Source organism: Microcoleus sp. D2_18a_B4 (assembly GCF_036702475.1).
Lineage (GTDB): Bacteria > Cyanobacteriota > Cyanobacteriia > Cyanobacteriales > Microcoleaceae > Microcoleus.
In genome coordinates this window covers 45,746-66,499 of sequence record NZ_JAUBTL010000039.1, presented here as the reverse complement: position 1 = coordinate 66,499, position 20,754 = coordinate 45,746, and the positions used below count along the sequence as shown (strand labels likewise).

Annotated in this window: 20 protein-coding genes; 10 read left to right on the top strand and 10 right to left on the bottom strand. The window is 44.9% G+C overall.

The window, feature by feature from the left end; all coding sequences use genetic code 11:
• Window positions 1-14: 14 nt before the first annotated feature.
• Window positions 15-1,427, bottom strand: coding sequence for an adenylate/guanylate cyclase domain-containing protein (locus QUB04_RS21105; RefSeq protein WP_333287315.1), 1,413 nt, complete (start codon window positions 1,425-1,427; stop codon window positions 15-17).
• 251 nt (window positions 1,428-1,678) lie between these two features.
• Complete coding sequence (locus tag QUB04_RS21100; RefSeq protein ID WP_333287314.1) at window positions 1,679-1,789, bottom strand: hypothetical protein; 111 nt, start codon at window positions 1,787-1,789, stop codon at window positions 1,679-1,681.
• A gap of 489 nt (window positions 1,790-2,278) precedes the next feature.
• Between QUB04_RS21100 and QUB04_RS21095 the strand changes: the two genes are divergently transcribed.
• A complete protein-coding gene (locus QUB04_RS21095) occupies window positions 2,279-3,028 on the top strand; it encodes a class I SAM-dependent methyltransferase (protein WP_333287312.1) in 750 nt (249 codons plus the stop codon).
• 252 nt (window positions 3,029-3,280) lie between these two features.
• Entirely contained in the window at window positions 3,281-4,639 is a 1,359-nt protein-coding gene (locus tag QUB04_RS21090) for an FAD-binding oxidoreductase (protein WP_333287310.1), read from the top strand.
• Between the two features lie 148 nt (window positions 4,640-4,787).
• On the opposite strand, the gene QUB04_RS21085 is transcribed toward QUB04_RS21090, so the two are convergent.
• Both QUB04_RS21085 and QUB04_RS21080 read right to left on the bottom strand, forming a co-directional pair.
• Window positions 4,788-5,174 carry a hypothetical protein gene (locus tag QUB04_RS21085; protein WP_333287308.1) on the bottom strand — a complete coding sequence of 129 codons (387 nt, stop codon included), beginning with the start codon at window positions 5,172-5,174 and terminating at the stop codon, window positions 4,788-4,790.
• A 360-nt stretch (window positions 5,175-5,534) separates the two neighbouring features.
• Window positions 5,535-6,425 carry an ABC transporter permease gene (locus QUB04_RS21080; protein WP_333142540.1) on the bottom strand — a complete coding sequence of 297 codons (891 nt, stop codon included), beginning with the start codon at window positions 6,423-6,425 and terminating at the stop codon, window positions 5,535-5,537.
• Window positions 6,426-6,724: 299 nt separating this feature from the next.
• On the opposite strand from QUB04_RS21080, the gene QUB04_RS21075 reads away from it, so the two are divergent.
• From QUB04_RS21075 to QUB04_RS21055, 5 genes are all read left to right on the top strand, one after another.
• The gene (locus QUB04_RS21075; RefSeq protein ID WP_333142489.1) at window positions 6,725-7,057 is read left to right on the top strand and encodes a Tse2 family ADP-ribosyltransferase toxin; all 333 of its coding nucleotides are present in this window, start codon (window positions 6,725-6,727) and stop codon (window positions 7,055-7,057) included.
• An 81-nt stretch (window positions 7,058-7,138) separates the two neighbouring features.
• Window positions 7,139-7,375, top strand: coding sequence for a hypothetical protein (locus QUB04_RS21070; RefSeq protein WP_333142490.1), 237 nt, complete (start codon window positions 7,139-7,141; stop codon window positions 7,373-7,375).
• Window positions 7,376-7,502: 127 nt separating this feature from the next.
• Window positions 7,503-7,778, top strand: a complete 276-nt coding sequence (locus tag QUB04_RS21065) for a type II toxin-antitoxin system HicB family antitoxin (protein ID WP_333142491.1) — start codon at window positions 7,503-7,505, stop codon at window positions 7,776-7,778.
• The gene (locus QUB04_RS21060; RefSeq protein ID WP_333142492.1) at window positions 7,744-8,223 is read left to right on the top strand and encodes a DUF433 domain-containing protein; all 480 of its coding nucleotides are present in this window, start codon (window positions 7,744-7,746) and stop codon (window positions 8,221-8,223) included. The genes QUB04_RS21065 and QUB04_RS21060 overlap by 35 nt, the downstream gene beginning before the upstream one ends.
• Window positions 8,213-8,467 carry a type II toxin-antitoxin system PemK/MazF family toxin gene (locus tag QUB04_RS21055; RefSeq protein ID WP_333142493.1) on the top strand — a complete coding sequence of 85 codons (255 nt, stop codon included), beginning with the start codon at window positions 8,213-8,215 and terminating at the stop codon, window positions 8,465-8,467. Before QUB04_RS21060 ends, QUB04_RS21055 begins: the two co-directional genes overlap by 11 nt.
• A 281-nt stretch (window positions 8,468-8,748) precedes the next feature.
• Here QUB04_RS21055 and QUB04_RS21050 read toward each other — a convergent pair whose 3' ends face one another.
• The 3 genes from QUB04_RS21050 to QUB04_RS21040 form a co-directional block, all read right to left on the bottom strand.
• On the bottom strand, window positions 8,749-10,041 hold the full coding sequence (locus QUB04_RS21050) for a ThiF family adenylyltransferase (protein WP_333287306.1): 1,293 nt from the start codon (window positions 10,039-10,041) through the stop codon (window positions 8,749-8,751).
• A gap of 249 nt (window positions 10,042-10,290) precedes the next feature.
• Window positions 10,291-10,737, bottom strand: coding sequence for a hypothetical protein (locus tag QUB04_RS21045; protein ID WP_333142496.1), 447 nt, complete (start codon window positions 10,735-10,737; stop codon window positions 10,291-10,293).
• Between the two features lie 8 nt (window positions 10,738-10,745).
• Window positions 10,746-11,696 carry a hypothetical protein gene (locus QUB04_RS21040; protein WP_333142497.1) on the bottom strand — a complete coding sequence of 317 codons (951 nt, stop codon included), beginning with the start codon at window positions 11,694-11,696 and terminating at the stop codon, window positions 10,746-10,748.
• A gap of 256 nt (window positions 11,697-11,952) precedes the next feature.
• Between QUB04_RS21040 and QUB04_RS21035 the strand changes: the two genes are divergently transcribed.
• Together QUB04_RS21035 and QUB04_RS21030 are read left to right on the top strand one after the other, a co-directional pair.
• The gene (locus QUB04_RS21035) at window positions 11,953-13,356 is read left to right on the top strand and encodes an NB-ARC domain-containing protein (protein ID WP_333142498.1); all 1,404 of its coding nucleotides are present in this window, start codon (window positions 11,953-11,955) and stop codon (window positions 13,354-13,356) included.
• A gap of 178 nt (window positions 13,357-13,534) precedes the next feature.
• Window positions 13,535-14,122, top strand: a complete 588-nt coding sequence (locus tag QUB04_RS21030; protein WP_333142499.1) for a Uma2 family endonuclease — start codon at window positions 13,535-13,537, stop codon at window positions 14,120-14,122.
• 416 nt (window positions 14,123-14,538) lie between these two features.
• On the opposite strand, the gene QUB04_RS21025 is transcribed toward QUB04_RS21030, so the two are convergent.
• The 3 genes from QUB04_RS21025 to QUB04_RS21015 form a co-directional block, all read right to left on the bottom strand.
• Entirely contained in the window at window positions 14,539-15,561 is a 1,023-nt protein-coding gene (locus tag QUB04_RS21025) for an ATP-binding cassette domain-containing protein (RefSeq protein WP_333222266.1), read from the bottom strand.
• Window positions 15,562-16,165: 604 nt separating this feature from the next.
• Window positions 16,166-16,354, bottom strand: coding sequence for a hypothetical protein (locus QUB04_RS21020; protein ID WP_015175516.1), 189 nt, complete (start codon window positions 16,352-16,354; stop codon window positions 16,166-16,168).
• A gap of 320 nt (window positions 16,355-16,674) precedes the next feature.
• Window positions 16,675-17,598 (bottom strand): histone deacetylase, encoded by a 924-nt coding sequence (locus QUB04_RS21015; protein WP_333142501.1) that lies wholly within the window; start codon window positions 17,596-17,598, stop codon window positions 16,675-16,677.
• Window positions 17,599-17,994: 396 nt separating this feature from the next.
• Here QUB04_RS21015 and gyrA point away from each other — a divergent pair, with 396 nt between their 5' ends.
• Complete coding sequence (gyrA, locus tag QUB04_RS21010; protein ID WP_333287303.1) at window positions 17,995-20,706, top strand: DNA gyrase subunit A; 2,712 nt, start codon at window positions 17,995-17,997, stop codon at window positions 20,704-20,706.
• The last annotated feature ends 48 nt before the right edge of the window (window positions 20,707-20,754 follow it).

Genomic DNA, 20,754 nt, shown 5'->3' with positions numbered 1-20,754 from the left:
GTTAAATTTGTCAGTTACAATTTTCGGCCTTTGAGCAAATAAGTCGTCATAGATCCTTTGCCTTTAACATTAATTTTACCCCGCTTTTCCAACAAATACTTATCGCACAGCAACTCATAAGTTGAGTTGCTAACTTGAATTTTACCAGGAAGTCCCTGAGATTCCATGCGGCTTGCTGTATTCACAGCATCTCCCCACAAATCGTAAATAAACTTTTTAGTGCCGATGACACCTGCTACCACAGGCCCAGTATTAATGCCAATGCGGATATTGAGAGGTTTACCGCATTCGTCGCGGAATTTCATAATTTCTTGCTGCATTTCTAAGGCCATTTCGGCAATAGATTCGGCGTGATTTGTACAGGGAAGTGGTAAACCGCCTGCTACCATATAATTGTCGCCGATAGTCTTAATTTTTTCTAAGCCGTATTGTTCGCTTAAGCGATCGAAAGATGAAAATATTTTGTTAAGCAACTCGACTAATTCTTCAGGAGACGTGCGCGAAGATATTTCGGTAAAGCCCACAATATCAGCAAACAAAACCGTAACCTCGGCAAATCCATCCGCAATATTTATCTGACCTTGTTTTAGGCGATCGGCAATCATTACCGGTAAGATATTTAGTAATAAACGTTCCGACTTTTCTTGTTCGGCGCGCAATACTTCCTCAGCTTGTTTCCGCTGTGCAATTTCCTGGTAAACTCGGTGAAACATTTGATTGAATGCGACCATGAGTTCTCCCAACTCGTCATCCCGCTTGACAGACAGAGAGTAGAAATCAGGTTGTGCTCGATCTTTACTCAAAGCGTCTCCGGCAGCGATCAAGTCATCGCGTAAGCTCAAGAGAGGTGCAATTACTGTCACCCCTAAAAAGAACATAGTCACCGAAGTGACAAAGGCTGATATAATGATGACTAGAACCGCAATTCGCCCGATAAATGCGTAGAGTTCTGGTTGGACGGTGGAAGCATCGTGGCGAACAATTAAGATGTAATCGCCTCCAAAATGTCGCTCCGTCCAAGCAATATCGTAGCGCTTGCCATCGAAATTGTGATGGTGAACTATACGAGCTTTTTTTAGTTGCTCTAAACTGATTTCTGGGGGTTCGCCAAGTGTATATATTAGCTCACCGTTAGCTTGGTAAATAGATAGTCCTAAGACTACTTGAGAATCTTTAATAAGATTTTTTACTTCTTCTTGCAAGAAAGTGCGATCGGAAATGTCTTGCTGTAGCAAAAACTCTAGGGAATCAACAGTCGCCCGAGATACCTGTTCCAGTTGACTTAAAAGTTCATTTTCGCGCCGAAAATAAGAGGGAACTAAAATAATTCCCTCTATGACAAGAATGCTAACAAATACCCACAAAGCTATTTGCCTAGACAAGCGAGATTTGAAAAATTTCAAAAATGAGAAAATCCGCAATAACATAAAACTTACTATTTTGCAAATGGCTAATGTAGGACAGAGGAAAAAAAACCGGGTTTCTGGTAATCAATTTTGGGTGTGTCAACGAAGCAACCGCGCAGAAACCGGGTTCTCAAATCTCCTGTGTAATTCCTGTAATTCTCAGTAGTCAACAGCCAGCAGCTATTAACTGTTAGTTCTTGGCTGACGACTAACAACGAATTACTGATGACTCTCGACTAACTAGCAGACCCCTTAATAATATAATAAACAAATTAAACCGAAACTGCGCTGACTAGCCTGCCTGCAAGCAGATAAGTATTCATATCGCCCTTGGCTTTGACGTGGATAATTCCTCTGTCTTCAAACAGATACTTATTTCTCAATATATCGCAAGTTGATTGTGTGACTTGAATCGCGCCGACAATCCCGTTAGGGTAGAGGAAAGCTCAGACATATTTGCCATCGCTACTCCTACACCTACACAAAATAAAATTGTCACCGCAAGCAGAATTCCCTTGTAAATTAATTGGCTGATGGCAGCCCGAATTCGAGAAATCAACTGGCGCATGGTATCCTCAAGTGTGAGGTTTAATCTTGAGTGGAATTTATGCACTACTAACATAACACTGCTTTTTCAAAGTGTTTTGCTGGCGTCCGGGGTAAAGCAAGACTCTCTGGGTGTAACGGAGGGTTAATTATTGTTTACCGCGAGTGTTCCGCTTATCCGTAAGAATACGCATAACTTTATAGTGGTTTTCTGTTGAGTGAAGTACAGATGCTCGGTTAAGGACATGGCAGTGCCGTGTCCCTACTTCACGCAATTTTTGCTTGAGATCGGTTAGGATAGCAATTGTAGTCTATGGTTGGCGATCGTGAATTCTGACTCTACTGCCTCACCTGCGCGCAACGAAATTTTGCCGGGAGAAGTTTTCGTCAATACTGCCAATTTTGATACGGGTATTCGGCGACTTTTACCTAAATATGACGAAATGTTGGATGTATTAGCAGGCTGCATTGCTAACACAAACCACCGCATTTTAGAACTCGGCTGCGGTACGGGGGAACTCACTTTAAAAGTTCTCAAACGCTACCCGTCTGCCGAAATAGTTGCTGTCGATTACTCGCCGCGAATGCTTGATTTTGCCCGCGCCAAAATAGAGTCTGCAGGATACGCAGCCCGGTGGACTGGCATAGAAATGGATTTTGGAGAATGGGCGAACAATCCAAATTTCTCAGGCTTGGGCGATAAATTCAATGCTTGCATTTCATCCCTGGCAATTCACCATCTTGAGGATGACATGAAGTTGAAATTGTTTCAACGCATTCGCGAAAGTTTAAATGCTGGTGGCTGTTTTTGGAATGCCGATCCTCTTTTAGCAGAAGCAGCAGCAATGAAAGATATTTATCAAGCGGCGCGAGAAGATTGGGCGCTAAATCAGGGAGAAACTTTAGCCGAAATTCGCGCAAATGTGGGGACGAGTGTCTCTTACGGCTATTCTAATCCCGATCGCCTAGCTACACTTTCTGCACAGTTGGAAATGCTGGCCTCATCTGGATTTGATACTGTTGCAGTTCCTTGGAAATACTACGGTATGGCGGTGTTTGGGGGATTTGTTAATTGAAAAAAGCAGTCTTGGAGGCCGAACTTCTATATGTAGGGTGCGCCGACCCGCGCACCTTACTGCTTAAAGAAAGATTGCAATTAGTATTTTATGTTACTAAGTTCTGCTTGATAAAATATATAATATGAATTCCGGTTGCATTGGAATGATTAAACCGCAGAGAACGCAGAGAACGCAGAGGAGAGAACAGAGAGATGAATAATTCCGATGCTAACGGATTTGATATAATACTGCGAGCATAAAGGAAACAAAATGACTGCCACTGCGATTCAAAGTATTGACTGGGATGCTTTTTCTTCGGAACTATCGGGAATTGAAATAATTAGCGATCGCGCGCAAGTTGTCAAGCTATCTCAAGACTATTATCACTTCAGTCCTGTTTTGCAGCCTCTCTTAAGTGATAAAACAGGAGATTTAGTCGTTCGTCCCGCCAGCGAAGCCGAAGTTTTGCGGATTGCAGCAGCCTGCGTCAAATCCAAAATTCCGCTAACTGTTAGAGGTGCAGGAACGGGCAATTACGGGCAGTGCATTCCCCTCAAGGGCGGCGTCATTTTAGATACCAGCAAAATGCACAATATCCGCTGGATAAAACCGGGTTTAGCTTGCGTAGAACCCGGGGTGAAAATGTCGGTTTTTGACAAACAAGCGCGAGAAACCGGTTGGGAATTGCGGATGGTTCCCTCAACCTATCGCACCGCAACGATTGGGGGATTTATCGGTGGCGGTAGCGGGGGAATTGGTTCGATAACTTACGGGCAATTGCGCGATCGCGGAAATCTTCATGCTGTTCGAGTCGTTACAATGGAAGACGAGCCCCGCGTCATCGAATTGCGCGGCGATGAAGTGCAAAAAGTCAATCACGCTTACGGCACAAATGGAATTATTACTGAGTTAGAAATTCCTCTCGCCCCTGCTTATCCTTGGGCGGAAATCATCGTCGCTTTTGACGATTTTATGACATCGGCAAACTTCGGTCAAGCTTTGGGCGATGCTGACGGAATTATCAAAAAACTAATTTGTGTTTGTGCTTGGCCGATTCCTGCTTATTTTGCTGCTTTCCGCGATGCAATTCCTGAAGGTAAGCACTGCGCTTTGTTAATGGTAGCTGAATCTTGTCTGGAACCGCTGCAAGATTTGGTGCGCGAATATGGCGGCACAATTTGCTATCAAAAAAACGCGCAAGCAGCGAGCAAAGGTGCAGCTATTGCTGAATTTACTTGGAATCATACAACTCTCCACGCTCGCAGCGCTGACCCGTCTCTGACTTATTTGCAGACGCTTTTTCCCGCAGATAAAGGTTGGAAATTGATTGAGGAACTGTACAATTATTATGGGGATGAGGTGATGATGCACTTGGAGTTTTTGCGGATGAATGGCAGGGCGATCGCCGCGGCTTTGCAAATAGTTCGCTACACTACGGAATCACGGCTCAATGAAATTATTCGCTATCACGAAGAGCAAGGCGCATTGATTGCTAATCCTCACACTTATATATTGGAAGATGGAGGGATGAAAAGTATTAATGTGGAACAGTTGCAGTTTAAAGAGTTGGTCGATCCTTACGGTTTGCTTAATCCGGGTAAAATGCGGGCGTGGTTGGAACGGGATTAAGGAGGATGGTTTTTAGATTGTTCGGCGGTTTCAACGGCTGCTAAACAAACGAAGTCCGCCTTCGCGGACTAAGGAATAAAATTAAAACTCGGCGGTTGAAACCGCTGCTAGACAAACGAAGTCCGCCTACGCGGACTAAGAAAGCAATTTAAGGGACGGGGGCGGTAATTTCTGCTGGTGCGATCGCCCCTGGTGTAGGTACTGCTTGGTTTTCCAGTAGTAGGCGCTGTTTGTTGCGAAATTCTGCGGCCGCATCGTTTAAATTTTGGCGCTGTTCGCTATTAAATTCTTCCATGCTGCGGCCACCGCCCAATTTCGATCGGTGAATTAAATCAAATATTCCCCTTCCGCTGCTGTCGCCGGAAAAGGGGTCGGTATTGTCTTGAGTTTGAAAGTCTTGCAGCGGTTGGGCATTATTTAAACCGCTGGCTTGAGCGAAGCTTGCTTGAGGGGAGAACAGAACACAGGATGCGATCGCGCTTGCAGCAATCCCCATCATCAATTTGCCGGATTTGGAAGTTTTGGTGTTCATCATTTATTTATTAGTTGAACTTTCAAAAAAACAATTGTATCTAAACAATATTCTGACTTGTGACTAAATATTATATTACTTCGCTGGGGCTAAGGACAGGGCAATGCCCAGGGCGTGTCAACTTAAGCTTTTAGTCCCGCAGTCCTATCGTTGACCCAGCAGTCCGCCAGGGAATGAATTCCCTGTCTCATAGCGAAAGTCCTCTGAAAGAGGACTGAAGAAGTCATTAGTCCTATCCAAGAGGACTTTGGCTTTGAGAGTCTTGTTTCAACCCCTGACGGACTATCGGTTTTACCTTAAGTTGACACGACGAAAGGCACGGCGCCGTGTCCTAGAATTGACGGTGCAGGTGAAACGATCGCCCTAAGCAAACCTGCGTCTCAGCAGCGGTTGAATGCTCAGCAGCGCCACCAAATCAAACGCCAGCAGCACTAACAGCGCTCCTCCAAAGGTAACATTACCCCAAGGAGCGTGCATCACGACACTGGCTAGCGACCAATCGCTGTGCAGGTACAGGTAGCGGATCGGTTCGATCGCGTAACTCAGAGGATTGAGAGTCACCACAACTTGCAGCCACTCTGGCATAAATGACAGCGGCGCGAGGGCTGTGCTGGCAAATAACAGCGGCAAGTTAGTAACAAAAATTACCGCTATTAATTCTACGTGGCCGGGGAGAGCGAAGGCTAAACCCAGACTCAAGCCGGTGACGCCCAAAACTAACAGCAGCACAATCAGGGCGATCGCCCCAAGTCCGGCAATTCCGGGGAATCCCGCGCCCAAAAACGCTCCCGCTGTAACGATTGTGCCGGTTTGGATAAAGCTGAGGGTGACGATAAAAATAGCCGAAGCCAGGACGATCGAAAATCTGGAAGCCAACGGCGCGACTAACAAGCGGTTGAGAAATCCGAACTCGCGATCGAACATAATCGGCAAACCAGCATTCAGCGCCCCGGCAAAAGCAGTAAAAACGATTACACCAGCGCCGAGAAATTGTCCGTAATTCTGGCTTTCGCCGAACAAGCCGGCGGGTGCATTTTCAAACAGAGCTCCGAACAAAACCAACCACATCAGCGGCTGAATAATGCCTGCAACTAGCGTCGAGGGGCGGCGCTGCAATTGAATAAACAGGCGCTTGGTTAAGGCGAGTGTTTCTTGGATGAAGTCGGCCAGCAGGGAAGTGGAAGTGTCAGCGGATGCCGTGGAGAGTGGCCGCTGCTGGTTGAGGTTGTTGGGGGATGTAACAGTACCGCTCATAATTGCTTGTTGTTGATTTTGATTAAATCTGAGATATTGCACCAGTTGCAATCATCCCTTTAGGGCGGGCTAGAAGCCCAACCCCTACTCCCCACAAGAAGAAAATTGACTCTTTGTGGAACAGGCATCTTGCCTGTTAAGCGAGAATGCTGCTCTTGGGTGAGTTAAATCGAACTCTCTTTAGGGTAGCAAGTCTGGAGGTATTGGTGGTGTTGGGCGGGCGATCGTCACAAGCCAGCAGATTAGGTTGTATAGTCATTATGATAAATTCTACATAGCTGGGAATCTTCGATCGAGACATGGCAGAAACACCGATCGCTCTATATCGGCAAGGCAACGCTAATTCACCTAGAATGGATAATGTCCGACCGAACAAAGATGTTGCTACTTATGAAGAAAATGGTCGCATCTGGGTAGATCCTACTTTAGGAGGTGGGATTTCGACATTTGCTACTCAAAGAAGCGACAAAAACTGGTGGAAGTTAGATGCGGAGAGTGAAATTCCTGCCGCGCTTGATTTAGTTAATGACCACAACGATCATTGGTTGTGGAAACCGAGTCATATTATGCCGATAGAGGAGTACAAGGAGTCTCTTCGACTGATAAGTGCATCTTTCTACAAAGTGAGTTAACGATTTTCAGCTTTAGCAGCTTTGACACAGAGTGGGTTAGCATTGTGGCAAGTGAGTGTAAAGATTAAAAATGGAGTTCAGATGATTCTATCTTTTAAGGATGTACAATTTATTATCGAAGCTCTTGAGTTTCGGATAGAGGCATACCTAGAACGTTTGAAGGATGAAGAATTGGATGAGGATGAAGCATCAGATATCGGCAACGATCGCTATTTTTTAGAAGCGTTGCGCGAAGATTTAATGAAAGCTATTAAGGATGGTAGTCTGCCTAAAATAGCAGAATCTTCTGACGGTTTGTATCAAGAGGTAAGAAGTTAATGAGAGCGATTCCCTTCGGGATAGCTCCGCTTCACGCACTTTTTTGCGATAGGGGATGAGATGGGCGATCGCGACTGAAAAACGGTGCTGGATATGCTAGATTAAGTATGAAGAATTTGGCAAAAAAATGTCTTGTACTTTCACGGCAATTGTTTATTGGGAAGAGGATGTTTATGTAGCCGAGTGTCCTGAAGTGGGAACGGCTAGCCAAGGAGAGACGATCGAAGAGGCGATCGCCAATCTCAAAGAAGCAACGGAACTTTATTTAGAAGAATTCCCTCTGCCTAAAACTTCCCGCCGTCTGCTAACTACATTTGACAGTGCTATCCTAGATAAAAGAACCATCAGACATTGGCGGGGAAAAAATCTTGTCAACTATCACGGATATAGGAACTCTAATTAGCCGTCAGCCTGACATACATGGTGGCTGTCCAATTATTGCCGGGACTGGTGTTACAGTCCGGCGCATCGCTATTTGGTACAAGCAAAGTTTGAGTGCAGAAGAAATTGCCGATCGCATCGGGCATTTAACTCTCACCCAAGTCTATGCAGCTTTGACTTATTACCATGCTAACCGAGAGGAAATTGAGGCTGATATTGCAGCGGAGGAAGCAGAAAGATCTCGAATAGAAGCATTGAATTCTCAGCGTAAGATTCAAAAGCAGCCGACGGATATAGCTTTAGAAATACCAACAGTAGCCAACTATCCCAGTCGCCGAGAATTTATGAAATTACCGCTGGAAGAGAGGGGAAGGATTTTAGAAAGACAAGCTGAGGCAATGTTGCAACATTACCAGGAAGATAGAGAATGGCAAGAATTAGAAGCAGGAGATTTAATTGACTACTAACTCTCCTTCTCCTAAACGGGGTGATATTTGGTTGGCTAATTTTGACCCAACACTGGGAGCCGAAATCAAAAAAATTCGTCCGGCTGTAGTGGTAAGTTCTGATAATGTTGGTAAGTTACCAGTGAAATTGGCTGCACCTATCACAGATTGGAAAGAATATTATGCTGGTAATATCTGGCACGTTAAGATTGAGCCAGATATTGCTAATGGTTTAACGAAAGTTTCGGCTTCGTTTGTAAACTGATGTTGTTATTTGCTTTCGCTCCAGCAACCGCCTGCTTATTTTAACAGAAAACCTTTCCCTTTACACCGTTGGCACACTGCTTCTCGGACTGCATCTTTAGGTTTTATTTTTCCCTTTCCTTGGCATGAAGGGCATATTACTCTCTGTTCTTTTTTTTCAAAAGCGTTTGGATCTCTTTTATCGGGTGGCTTTTCTTTGGACATAATTCATTCTCCTTGTAGACTTGTGGAAATCGAGCTTGGCTTAAGGAAGGGCGCGCGCGCTGCTATTGTTATGAACTACTAGCTAGCAAAAATATTATCTTGCTCAGTCTCATCAATCAAAGGTTCATGTTGCTCCCCACAAACAGGACATGATAAACTACGCTCCCAATTTGCTCCGTACCAACGCAGAATAGACGGTGTATTAAAATTATACTCCATCTTGGGCCAACTGGCATAAGTATTCTCTCTACGATTACCCCAAAGGTAGAAGTCTGCCACTAAATCTTCTTCTAATGAACTAATACCACTTGCTTTACCACGCGAAAGCTCTACCAAAGCCAGTTTAACAATCATGTTAGAGATAGGCAGAATATCAGAAGCAAGACCAACCTGAATTGTAGCTTTTACTTCCTCATCTGGAACATAAGCAGGAGTCTCTGATCGAGATTGTCTAAACTGGGATATTTCCTCTTGGCGACTCTCCAAAAAATCCTTAGTGAAAACACAGCCCAAGCACGGGCCTTGATGAGGACGTACTCTCAAAACATCACCACCACAAGCACGAGTTAATGCTCTGCCAAAAATAGTAGTAATTTTGTATTCAAGAGCTATGCTATTGAGGTTAAAACGGCTTCTATCATTATCAGTGCCAGCAATAATCAAATTACAATTTTTCAGGAGAAGTTTAGTTTCCTCAAGATTTTGATTGATGTCCACTTCAGCCGTTTGCACATGAATATATGGGTTTTTCCCATAAAGTAAATCCCTGACAGCTTTAGTCTTGTAGCGACCTAAATCTCCTGTGCCACAAATATGCCTAGCAACATTTTCTAACTCTAGGCGGTCAAAATCTATCAAGACAAAATTTCCCACGCCTGCTTTAGCAAGTTCTAGTGCTACAGTAGAGCCACCGCTGCCTAATCCAACAATTCCTATTTTGCAATTTTCAAGCACAGAAGTCTCTAACAAACCTTTACTGCGAGAGTAAAGTTCTGAACGTTCAGGAATAAATTTAACGCTTCCTTCGTGAAATTCCCCTTCGGAGTTTCCAATAAAAGCACGATGACGTAATATATTATCCTGAATGGCAAACAAGACAATTACAGAAGTATTAACAGGGTGACTGACTCGGTTGCCAAACATGGCATTGTAAATTTGAGTGGCAACAGCACAGCCAGTTTCACCCTCTGGCATCGTAGTTAAAAAATGAATTGCTGAGGTACACGGATAACCGGATAACTGCGTTTTAGGTCTAGATGTATAAACATGAAATACATCACCATTATCAAAACCAAATGCAACGGCTTCACACCTATCTACTTGAGATTGTAGAAACTTACCAAAAAGAGTCTGCACTTGGTCTTCGTGCATATAAACTAAGGGGAAAGTCATAATAATTAACCTCGGAAGAAACCATCTTCTGTAATTTGATCGGCAACTACAGCATCGGGACTAGGGGCTCGCTCAGACGGTCTCTTCACTACCAACTGACCAGTTGTTGGATCAAACATAAGCTGTTGATCTGAAGGTGCCTCTCCTTCTTGAACGGTTCTTTGTAGGTGGCGGGTTACATCTTGAGAGTTGGTCATGAGTTTTATGTCTCTTTATGGTTTGATGAGTTTATTGCATATGAGGAAGAAAACTATCTAAAGCTTGCCCTGTTCTTCTGTGTCCTTCCAGTGCTTCGAGCCAGATTCTACCTTTCAGCACAACTAAGTACACAGTTAAATTAGGCAACCACTCTCTGTAATGACAAATCTTGACATATCCATCTCTTGGATCTAAAGTGTGCATACTTGCGCTTGTTCCATATTCCTTTAAGTCTTGTCCGCGATATCCCTTAAAAGGATAGGGTGATGTCACGACCATATCAGGTCGAGAGTTGGGAAAATCGGAAGGTATATAAACTCGCAGAGTATATACGTTACCAGCATTAGTGCAAACATTACCTTCAACTCGTGTATTGTTAGAATCTCCTGGATTAATCCAACTAAAGCTGGGAAAATACTTTTTAAGTATTTGCCGCTCTACTTGTAAGCGTTGTTGTTGCAATTGAGTCCATGTCATAGTAATCCTTACCTTCTATTATAGTAACGATTAATGCAATCTTCAACTTGCTCAAAATGAGGGGAATTATTATGCCAATTTTGCACAGTAAAAGGTTTTTCATGGTTAACCTTAAGCTGAGGTGAAGATTGCGGAAAATCCTCTGGAAAATCTGCACGCCAGCGATCTACACACCCATGTTTATCTTGGCACTCAAAGGTTAAATAAATTCGATCTTCATTTGTTCGAGACATTTCGCAGTGTTGAAATTTTTTCTGAATTTCGTCGAATAGTTTTTTCAGTATGGCTTGACCTTGTTGACTGCTGTACCATAGTTTCTCAGATATCTCTATTGGCTCTGTTGTTACCAAAGGTTCCTCTTCAAGAGTTGTTTCGTCAACAGTCCAATTTTTTGAAGGACGAGAATTTATCCGGCTTAATTCACTTTTCCATTTCAAATTGGAGCGAATAGGACTTTCCCCTGGCAAAACCACCCATGCACCAGCTTGATAATTAGCTCGGTGGCTGGAATACAAAAAACAGCCAACATTGACATTCCATTTTTTCATGATTACTGAATTAGAACGTATGTTAGCAATGCAAAGCAGAAACCTTGGAAAATTGTATCTTTGTAATGCCCGAATAACGGTATTACTATCACCTCCACTGGGTTGTGCTAATCCCATTTGGTGGTGAGAATGCCACTCACCGATATGTTGTAATCCATGCTTGCTCCTGAGAATCTCTCCAGCTTTAATCAAATGCTGTCTATCTTGATAAAAGCTGGTATCATTATGTCGGCTATCTGAACCTGGCCCAAGGACATACTGAACTACTGGTGCTCCTGAATGAGTCCAAAATCCAAACAAGTCTCCACCTGTTTCTAAGTTAGGATACTCTTCAACCCATCCAGCAATCCGGTCTAGTTCTTCCTCGTAGATGAGGGTTTTAAATTGAGAGTGTGTTTTTGTTCCGTGCATTGTGCTTTTCGGCTAGTTAGTTATATTTATAGACGAAATATGCGTTGAGTCTGTAATTACAAAAAAAATAATTCACAGATTTGCTTTATAGGAATCTATCATAAGCAATATTTTTGGGATTTACCATCACAAAATATCATAAAATATCCTGAATTTATTCGACATTTTTATCATCAAGTATCATTTTTTATTACAAATGTCATAAAATATCATCAAAGTCTGATATGATACTGGAATTATCTACACTTACCTGACTATGGAAATCAAGGAAGTCTTGAGATTTGCCGATGACCTGGTTTTAGCCAAAACGGGTAAACACTTAGATAACCTGCAACAGGCAGTATTGCTCGCTACTTGGCAAGGTAAAAGATACTCCGAAATTGCTAAAGAATATCACTGTACTGAACGTCACGTTGCTAATGTAGCTTCAAAATTATGGCAACTCATTAAAAAAAAGTTAGGTGAAAAGGTTAGTAAAACTACTTTGCGCTCTGCAATGGAAAGCTATGAAATTTCTAAATTTTCAAATTCCGGTTATTTTAACCTTGTCCAAAAAGGGAATATAAACGTTTGCACAGAAACATCCCACCCTCCCAAAACTCCCCAAAACTCACCCTCAACACCAACATCAAATGAAGACAACACCCAAGAGAAACCGCGACTCGATTTAAGAGATGCACCGGAGATCAGAACATTCTACAACTACCCCAACTCACCCCTCACCGCCCTCGAAAATGCGATCGCCCGCCAAAACTGCCGCCTCCTCACCATCACAGGCATGAGTGGCACCGGCAAAAGTGCGATCGCCCGTCACCTCATCCCCCAAATTCAAACTCAATTCGATCGCATCATCTGGCGCAGTCTCCGCACCTCCCCACCCCTCGAAACAACCCTCAAAAACCTGATTCAATTTCTATCCGATCGCACAGAAATTAACTTTTCCGCCAACATCGATGCTCAGTTGTCAATCCTAATAGAAACATTGCGAGACAATCGCTGTCTAATCATCCTCGATGACGTGCAGCAAATTCTCAGCAGCGGGCAACTTGCAGGACATTATAAACCAGGATATGAAAACTACGGAACCCTATTTAAACTCATCGGCGAAATTCCCCATAATAGCTGCTTAATTCTCAATAGTTGGGAACCACCCTCAGACATCCTCACATTCACCGACGATAATTCAGCAGTATGTTTATTACAGTTAACTGGGGTAGGTGAAGCAGCAACAGAAATTTTTAGAGAAAAAGGTTTGTTGGATGAAGAATACTGGCCAGAATTGATTAACCTTTATCAAGGTAATCCCCTGTGGTTAAAATTAGTCGCTCAAACCATTAACAACTTATTTGGCGGTAGAGTCTCTCAATATTTAAGCTATCAACCAGTATTTTTAAGCGATGAATTGACACCGATATTGCAGCAGCACTATCAGCGGTTGTCGGAAATAGAAAAACAGGCTATTTCGCAACTTAGTAATGAAATCGAACCTGTTTCCTTTACTCAATTTTTGGCAAAATGTCAAGGTTCGCAGGGCGAATTATGTAAAGCAATTCAATCTTTAGATAGACGGGGAATGATCGAAAAATTGAGCTGTGAAGCTGAAATCGTTTTCAGGATTGCACCTGTGTTAAAACAGTATGTTAAAATGGTGGCAGAATAGTCTTAAATATCTATAGTCCGGGACACGCTCCGATTAAAGAAACCGGGTTTTTTACCTAATTTACGGTATGTAACTAAGTATTTCGTAAAAAAACCCGGTTTCTGGGCCACCATGCGTAAGTCCTAATCTAGCTAAATGAGAGCAAACCACTATCGCAACTCAAACCCAACCTAAACTAATGCTCACTTTCGATCGATTCATCAAGCAACTTCCAGATGAAGACGGACGTTATGAACTGGTTAATGGAGAAATTATCAAAATATTACCAACAATCAGACTGCACGAAAATGTAGCTGATTTCCTTGAAAATACGTTCCAAGACGAGGTAAAAAGACTCCACCTGAATTACAGGGTATCTGGCCGAATTGTAGTCAGGACATTAACCCCGAATGGTAAAGAACAAGGCCGCCATCCTGATGTTACAGTAGTAGACAAAACCCTCTGGGAATCGCAGCCCTTCGCCTATTCATCCCTAACTGAACCACCACAATTAGTTGTAGAAGTTGTCTCAACAAATTGGGAAGATGATTATATCGATAAGCTAGATGAATATCAGCGGCTGGGAATTTCTGAATATTGGATTGTCGATTATTTAGCTTTGGGTAGCAGAAACTATTTGGGCAACCCGAAAGAACCGACTGTTTTTGTTTACCTGCTCGATGAAAATGGGGGTTATCAAATGACTGCTTACCGAGGAACTGAGCGAATTATATCCCGAACTTTCCCAGAATTATCACTAACAGCAGAGCAAGTATTGGATGTATGATATCAACTTCAGCTTAAATATCGGTTGATCTCTTAGTCTGCGAAGGCAGACTTTGTTTGTGTAGACGCGGTTTCAACCGCCGAAATACTTAATCCTCAAGATTGTTTTTGGGCTAACAAGCGCGATCGCACAACGCCCAGATCGGGTTGAATGCCTAACAAACGCTGATGGACGGAATCTGCTAATTGCTCGCGATAATATAGGACTAAGCCCAAAGAAACCCGGTTTCTGAGGAAAATCTGGTTTGGCGACGAGAAATCTGTGAAGAAACCGGGTTTCTAACCCCGCGCGCTGAGCTTCAGACATCTCCAAAAAACGTAGTCTTGAACAGGCAAGATGCCTGTTCCACAATAAAATTAACTCTTTGTGGAACAGGCATCTTGCCTGTTTCTGACGAACTTTTCCCTTCCCTCAAACTACGATCGCATCGCCTGTTTTTGCTCAGCCTTCAAATCGCGGTTGCTAGCAGCAGCCAACTCCGCATCCAACAGCGTCTTACCAGTCGCAGCCAAATACACATCATCCAAACTCGGCCGAGATTGAGCAATCCCAAAAGTAGGAAGTCCCGCATCTTTTAAAGCTTGCTGAATAGTCACCAGCGCATCGCTTTGCGGTGTTACTACTAAATTGAGAGAATTTCCTTGAGCCGCGTTGACAATTACTTCCTGCACAAAAGGCAGCGATTGCATCAGATTTTTAGCTTTTTCAGCTTCTTCGATCGGCGAAAACTCCCGAATCCGCAGAGTCACCCGATCGCCCCCAACCCGATTTTTCAACTCCTCCGGCGTGCCCTGTGCAATTACCGTACCCTTGTCAATAATCGCCACGCGATCGGCCAAAGCGTCAACTTCTTCGAGATAGTGACTCGTAATCAAAACCGTCGTACCTTCCTCCCGCAAGCGCCGCAGGAAATCCCACACAACCACCCGGCTTTCAATATCGAGCCCGACAGTCGGTTCGTCTAACACCAAAACATCCGGCTGGTGAAGCAACCCAGCAGCTAAGTCGAGGCGTTTGCGGATACCGCCGGAATAAGTACCCGTCTTTTTATTTTCCCACTCCTCCAAACCGAGGAGTTTCACCATTTCGTCAATCCGCCCTTTAATCGTATTGCGCGGCAAATGGTAAAGCGCTGCTTGCAGTTGCAGGAGTTCCCGCCCCGTCAGCACCTTATCGAGAGCAACTTCTTGGGCGACATAGCCGAGTTTTTGTCTGGCAATTCTCGGCTGGCTGACAGCAGAAATGCCAGACACTTCAATGCGTCCGCTATCGGGCGCACTCAAAGTACAAAGTACCCGCAGGGTTGTGGTTTTGCCTGCACCGTTGGGGCCTAGCAAACCAAATATTTCCCCCGGTTCTACCTTGAAGGAAACATCTTTAACGGCTTCTACAGTGCCGTAGCGTTTCTGAAGATTTTCAATTAAAACGGCGGGAGCCATATATTTTGGGGATGAACTGGTTGTTAATATTTTGACACTTCTGGGCTCAAATTGCCGGAATGGTCGATCGACCAATGCGACTCGGTGTGCTTGTAACGATCGCACACTCCTCCTCAACCGGAAACAGCTTATAGTTTTGATTTTTAATACCCGTTTATAAAATATCAACTTTTTAACGGCTCTCAACCCTGATATTCATCAGTTTTCCCACTCTCCCATCTCCCATCTCACCTCCAAAAAATTATGAGTTTTGAGTTAATTATAACTTCTCAGTTAGTAACTCAAAACTCACAAGTTTTCAACAAGTAGAGATGCACCCGAAACCTGTTACTTTATAATTATCTCTACCTATAGGCTGATTTGTAGCGAGATTTTGATAATTAACACACTGGTCACACACATCACACTTTCGAGCCAACTATTAAACACAAAAAACTTCCCGAATTGGCAAGTTCTACTTGTAACGAGTTCCCAAAAAATGTAACTGTAGGCCCGCGATCTCAACCCCGATAGTTATCAGTAATCACCAACTCTTTAATCGAAAATCGAAAATCGAAAATCGAAAATGGTATTAACTCCCCCAAAGGGAGTGGCTGCCAGGTCTTTAATCGACAATTTTTACCCAACCGCGGCGAACGTTGTACAGCAGTCGGTTGATGATGGCATACTCATCTTCATTCAGTGTTCTTTCTAAGAGTGCAGATCTGAGCTGTCTCCGGTCGTGGCGAGTCACGACGCTGGAGAACATGACCTGACCAAATAACTCTTCGAGTGTCATTTGGGATACTGACATGATAAACCTCCTAGTTGATTGAGACAGATAAAATTTTAACAGGCTTGTTGTATTTTTATTATCCACTCTGGGAGGGACTTCAAAGGCGATCGAAAACATTGACACGGTGTGATTTTTCGGTTAAAAATCTGTGACCGAGACTTGGATGCCCAGTGACTTGGATCTCTTAAATTGGTGATGCTTGTCACGGAAGTCAGAAGTCAGAAGTCAGAAGTCAGAAGTCAGAGGGAAAAAGACCATCAGGCCCGATCGCCCTCAAAAACTCTCCATCTCGTCCTCATGGGTTCTCAACCTCATTTTCCCCTATGCCAATTTTCCAGCTAATTGAGGCATCGGTCAATAGTCGCCACAACCGACTCGGCCAACTCTTTCAGCGCGTAACCCCCCTCCAAACCAAAAGCTATGCGGCGGGTGAGTTGCAGGCAGTATCCGGTGAAAGTACCGAAATCTGACGGCATCAGAGTCATGCTCGCCAGCGGATCGGAGGCAGTAGCGTCATAACCAGCGCTGACAATCAACAAATCCGGTTCAAATTTGGACAAAAAAGGCACGACAAGAGATTCAAAGGCGCTCAGGTATTCAGCTATGCCACTGCCGGGATACAGGGGAATGTTCAGCACGTTGTCGTAGGCACCGCGCTCCTCGGCATCTCCAGTTCCCGGATAGCACGGAGATTGGTGCAGGGAACAGTAGGCAATTTGCCGACAGTTTTCCACCAAAGATTGAGTGCCGTTGCCGTGGTGCACGTCCCAGTCGAGGACAGCGACGCGGTTGATTCCCGGCTGTTCCAGGGCGTAGTGAGCGGCGATCGCAGCATTGGAAAACAAGCAAAAACCCATCGCGCGGGCTTTTTCGGCGTGGTGTCCCGGCGGCCTGGCCAGCACAAAAGCCGGTTCCCCCGCAGCCACCACTCGATCGACCCCATCGAGCCAAGCACTCGCCGCTAGCAGCGCTACGTCGTAACTTTCAGCAGAAATCGGCGTATCACCGTCGAGGTAGCCGCCTCCCCGATGAGCCAAATGTTCGATTTCTTTGATGTATCTTTGCGAGTGAACTTTTTTGATAGCCGAGAACAGTTGTTGTTCGCGCTGCGCCACTGGGGTGGGCAGTTGCCATTCAATTTTATCCGCCCAAGGAGCAGCTTTCAGAGCATTGACGATCGCCGTTAAACGTTCTGGTCGCTCTGGGTGAAGCATTCCAGTCTTGTGCAGCAAGAAATCTTCGGAGTAGATGACGGGTAGCATCGGCTGATTTTAGATTTTAGATTTTAGATTTTAGATTTTTAGTTGGCTTTAAGAATGCCTTCGGTTTTGTGAAATTAAAATTTCGATCGAGTAACCATTTTAATTTCTTATATGGTCGTCAAAAAAACTCACGAAAGCATGAAAAGCGACCGCCTAAAAAAAACTTTCTAGCTTTTGCCAACTGCTGACAAAATCACCAACTGACAAATTATCAATTGTGCTTGTTTCGTCCCTTAAATTTTCTGGCAACTTTCCCATAAATTCCAAGGCAAATTGTGATATAATTTCAGGAGTAATTTGCAATATTTGGCAGCTCTACTGAATCCAAACCGATTTTATCGCATTTTTGAGATTTATAGCGGTCAAATTTAAATTTTTAACGGAGTTTTTCAACCTATGAGCACCTCTGAGTCGCGGATAATCCCGACGGATCTGGGTAATGAGATGTCCCGATCGTACTTGGAATACGCCATGAGCGTAATTGTCGGTCGGGCGCTACCAGATGCCAGGGACGGTCTCAAGCCCGTTCACCGACGCATTCTCTACGCCATGAACGAATTGGGCTTGACTCCCGATCGACCTTTCCGCAAATGCGCCCGCGTCGTGGGGGAGGTGCTGGGCAAGTATCACCCGCACGGAGACACAGCGGTTTACGACGCCCTGGTGCGGATGGCTCAGGATTTCTCCATGCGGGAACGCCTGATCAACGGCCACGGCAACTTCGGCTCCGTTGACAACGACCCGCCCGCTGCCATGCGGTACACCGAGTGTCGCCTCACAGCTTTGACGAGCGACTCCATGCTGCGCGACATCGACTCGGAAACAGTTGATTTCGGCGACAACTTCGACGGTTCCCAGCAAGAACCCCTCGTACTCCCGGCACGCATCCCCCAAATTTTGCTCAACGGTTCCTCCGGGATTGCTGTAGGGATGGCCACCAACATTCCGCCGCACAATTTAGGCGAAATAATTGACGGTTTAGTAGCACTAATTCACAATCCAGCAATTACTGACCTGGAATTGATGCAGTACATCCCCGGCCCGGACTTTCCCACCGGAGGGCAAATTCTGGGTAGAGGCGGCATTCGCGATGCTTACACCACCGGGCGCGGTTCGATTACAATGCGCGGAGTCGCCGGCATTGAAACCATCGAACATCCCGGCCGCCCCGACAAAGAAGCAATTATTATCACCGAATTGCCTTACCAAACAAACAAGGCAGCCCTAATTGAGAAAATTGCCGAACTTGTCAACGACAAAAGATTAGATGGAATTTCCGACATTCGCGACGAAAGCGATAGAGACGGAATGCGGATCGTGATCGAACTCAAGCGCGACGCCTATCCCCGCGTCGTCCTCAACAACCTCTATAAACAAACACCCCTCCAAGCCAACTTTGGAGCCAATATGTTAGCGCTAGTAAATGGGGAACCCCAACTACTTACGCTCTCCCAATTCCTCAATGTCTTCCTAGATTTCCGCATTGAGACAATTACTCGCCGGACTCAATATGAGCTCCGCAAAGCAGAAGAACGCGACCACCTTCTGCAAGGCTTATTAATTGCCCTAGACAACTTAGATGCAATTATTCACCTAATTCGCGCCGCTGCCGACTCCGCAGCAGCCAAACAAGAATTGATGGATAATTACGGTCTTTCTGAACAGCAATCAGACGCAATTCTGCAAATGCAGTTACGGCGTTTGACAGCATTAGAAGCGCAAAAAATTCAGCAAGAACACGAAGAATTGCGAACTAAAATCGCAGATTTGGAAGATATCTTAGCGCGGCGGGAACGCATCTTAGAAATCGCCGAATTTGAAGCAGTCGAAATCCAAACCAAAATCGCTACTCCTAGGCGCAGCGTCATCGAACACGCCGAAGGAGAAATCGATGAAAGAGATTTAATTGCCAACGAACAAGCAATTATTCTGATTACAGAGCAGGGCTACATCAAGCGGATGCCTGTCAGCACTTTCGAGGCCCAAAGTCGCGCTACTCGCGGCAAAGCAGGCGCGAAAATGAAAGAAGACGATGGAGTAGAACATTTCCTTTCCTGCTGCGATCACGATAGCGTTTTGTTCTTCAGCGACAGGGGCGTAGTTTACTCTGTCAAAGCTTATCAAATCCCCGTCTGTTCCCGGACAGCCCGCGGCACTCCCGTGGTGCAACTGCTGCCGATTCCTATAGAAGAAAAAATCACTTCTATGGTGTCAGTCACAGAATTCACCAGCGAAGAATACTTGGTAATGTTGACTCGCGGCGGCTACATTAAGAAAACCGCACTTTCCGCTTTTGGCAACATCCGCACTAATGGATTAATCGCCATTTCTCTAGAAGAAGGCGACCAATTGCGCTGGGTGCGGAGAGCAAAAGTGGGTGACAGCATCATCATCGGTACGCGCCAAGGCATGGCAATTCATTTCCGCACCAATCACGAACAGTTGCGCCCAGTCGGCCGCGCGACGCGGGGTGTAAAATCAATGAAATTGCGATCGGGCGATGAGTTGATCAGCATGGACATTTTGCCGAGTTCAATTGTTGCCGAAATTGCTGAATTGGAAACGGAAGACTCCGAATTTGAGGGAGCTAATATTGCTCAATTAGAAACGGGCGACTCGGAATTTGAAGGGGCAGAAATTGCTGAATTGGACACTGAAGATGCGGAGGTGGAAGACGAAGAATTAGAACTGCAAGCCGAGGAAATTGAAGGCGAAGATGCGGAAGAAATTTCGACAGTGAGCAGCGAAGTTCCTTCGGTGTTGGTAATCACCACCAACGGCTATGGCAAGCGGGTTCCTGTTTCTCAATTCCGCCTACAAAGACGGGCTGGCAAGGGATTGACGGCTACTAAATTCAAATCTAAAAAGGGTAAGGATCAGGTAGCTGCGCTGCGAATTGTCAACGAAGATGACGAATTGATGATCATTACCAACCGAGGTATTATTATCCGTCAGGCTGTGAGTGCAATTTCTACTCAATCGCGCACAGCAACGGGTGTGCGGGTGCAGCGGTTAGATGAGGATGATTCGATCGTAGCTGTGGCTTTAGTGCCGCCTGCTGGTGAAGAATCGGCGGAAGAATCGGAATCTGAGGAAGTGGCAGAATAGTCATAGGTTAATAGTTTGTAAGGTGCGCGCTGCGTACCTTACTGCTGA

Bases quoted from the DNA above. Each gene is read 5' to 3' on its own strand.
- QUB04_RS21080 (WP_333142540.1), bottom strand. From the start codon at position 6,425: ATGAGCGGTACTGTTACATCCCCCAACAACCTCAACCAGCAGCGGCCA.
- QUB04_RS21045 (WP_333142496.1), bottom strand. From the start codon at position 10,737: ATGACATGGACTCAATTGCAACAACAACGCTTACAAGTAGAGCGGCAA.
- QUB04_RS21105 (WP_333287315.1), bottom strand. From the start codon at position 1,427: ATGTTATTGCGGATTTTCTCATTTTTGAAATTTTTCAAATCTCGCTTG.
- QUB04_RS21035 (WP_333142498.1), top strand. From the start codon at position 11,953: ATGGAAATCAAGGAAGTCTTGAGATTTGCCGATGACCTGGTTTTAGCC.
- QUB04_RS21025 (WP_333222266.1), bottom strand. From the start codon at position 15,561: ATGGCTCCCGCCGTTTTAATTGAAAATCTTCAGAAACGCTACGGCACT.
- QUB04_RS21070 (WP_333142490.1), top strand. From the start codon at position 7,139: ATGATTCTATCTTTTAAGGATGTACAATTTATTATCGAAGCTCTTGAG.
- gyrA (WP_333287303.1), top strand. From the start codon at position 17,995: ATGAGCACCTCTGAGTCGCGGATAATCCCGACGGATCTGGGTAATGAG.
- QUB04_RS21085 (WP_333287308.1), bottom strand. From the start codon at position 5,174: ATGATGAACACCAAAACTTCCAAATCCGGCAAATTGATGATGGGGATT.
- QUB04_RS21030 (WP_333142499.1), top strand. From the start codon at position 13,535: ATGCTCACTTTCGATCGATTCATCAAGCAACTTCCAGATGAAGACGGA.
- QUB04_RS21065 (WP_333142491.1), top strand. From the start codon at position 7,503: ATGTCTTGTACTTTCACGGCAATTGTTTATTGGGAAGAGGATGTTTAT.
- QUB04_RS21020 (WP_015175516.1), bottom strand. From the start codon at position 16,354: ATGTCAGTATCCCAAATGACACTCGAAGAGTTATTTGGTCAGGTCATG.
- QUB04_RS21090 (WP_333287310.1), top strand. From the start codon at position 3,281: ATGACTGCCACTGCGATTCAAAGTATTGACTGGGATGCTTTTTCTTCG.
- QUB04_RS21075 (WP_333142489.1), top strand. From the start codon at position 6,725: ATGGCAGAAACACCGATCGCTCTATATCGGCAAGGCAACGCTAATTCA.
- QUB04_RS21015 (WP_333142501.1), bottom strand. From the start codon at position 17,598: ATGCTACCCGTCATCTACTCCGAAGATTTCTTGCTGCACAAGACTGGA.
- QUB04_RS21050 (WP_333287306.1), bottom strand. From the start codon at position 10,041: ATGCACGAAGACCAAGTGCAGACTCTTTTTGGTAAGTTTCTACAATCT.
- QUB04_RS21040 (WP_333142497.1), bottom strand. From the start codon at position 11,696: ATGCACGGAACAAAAACACACTCTCAATTTAAAACCCTCATCTACGAG.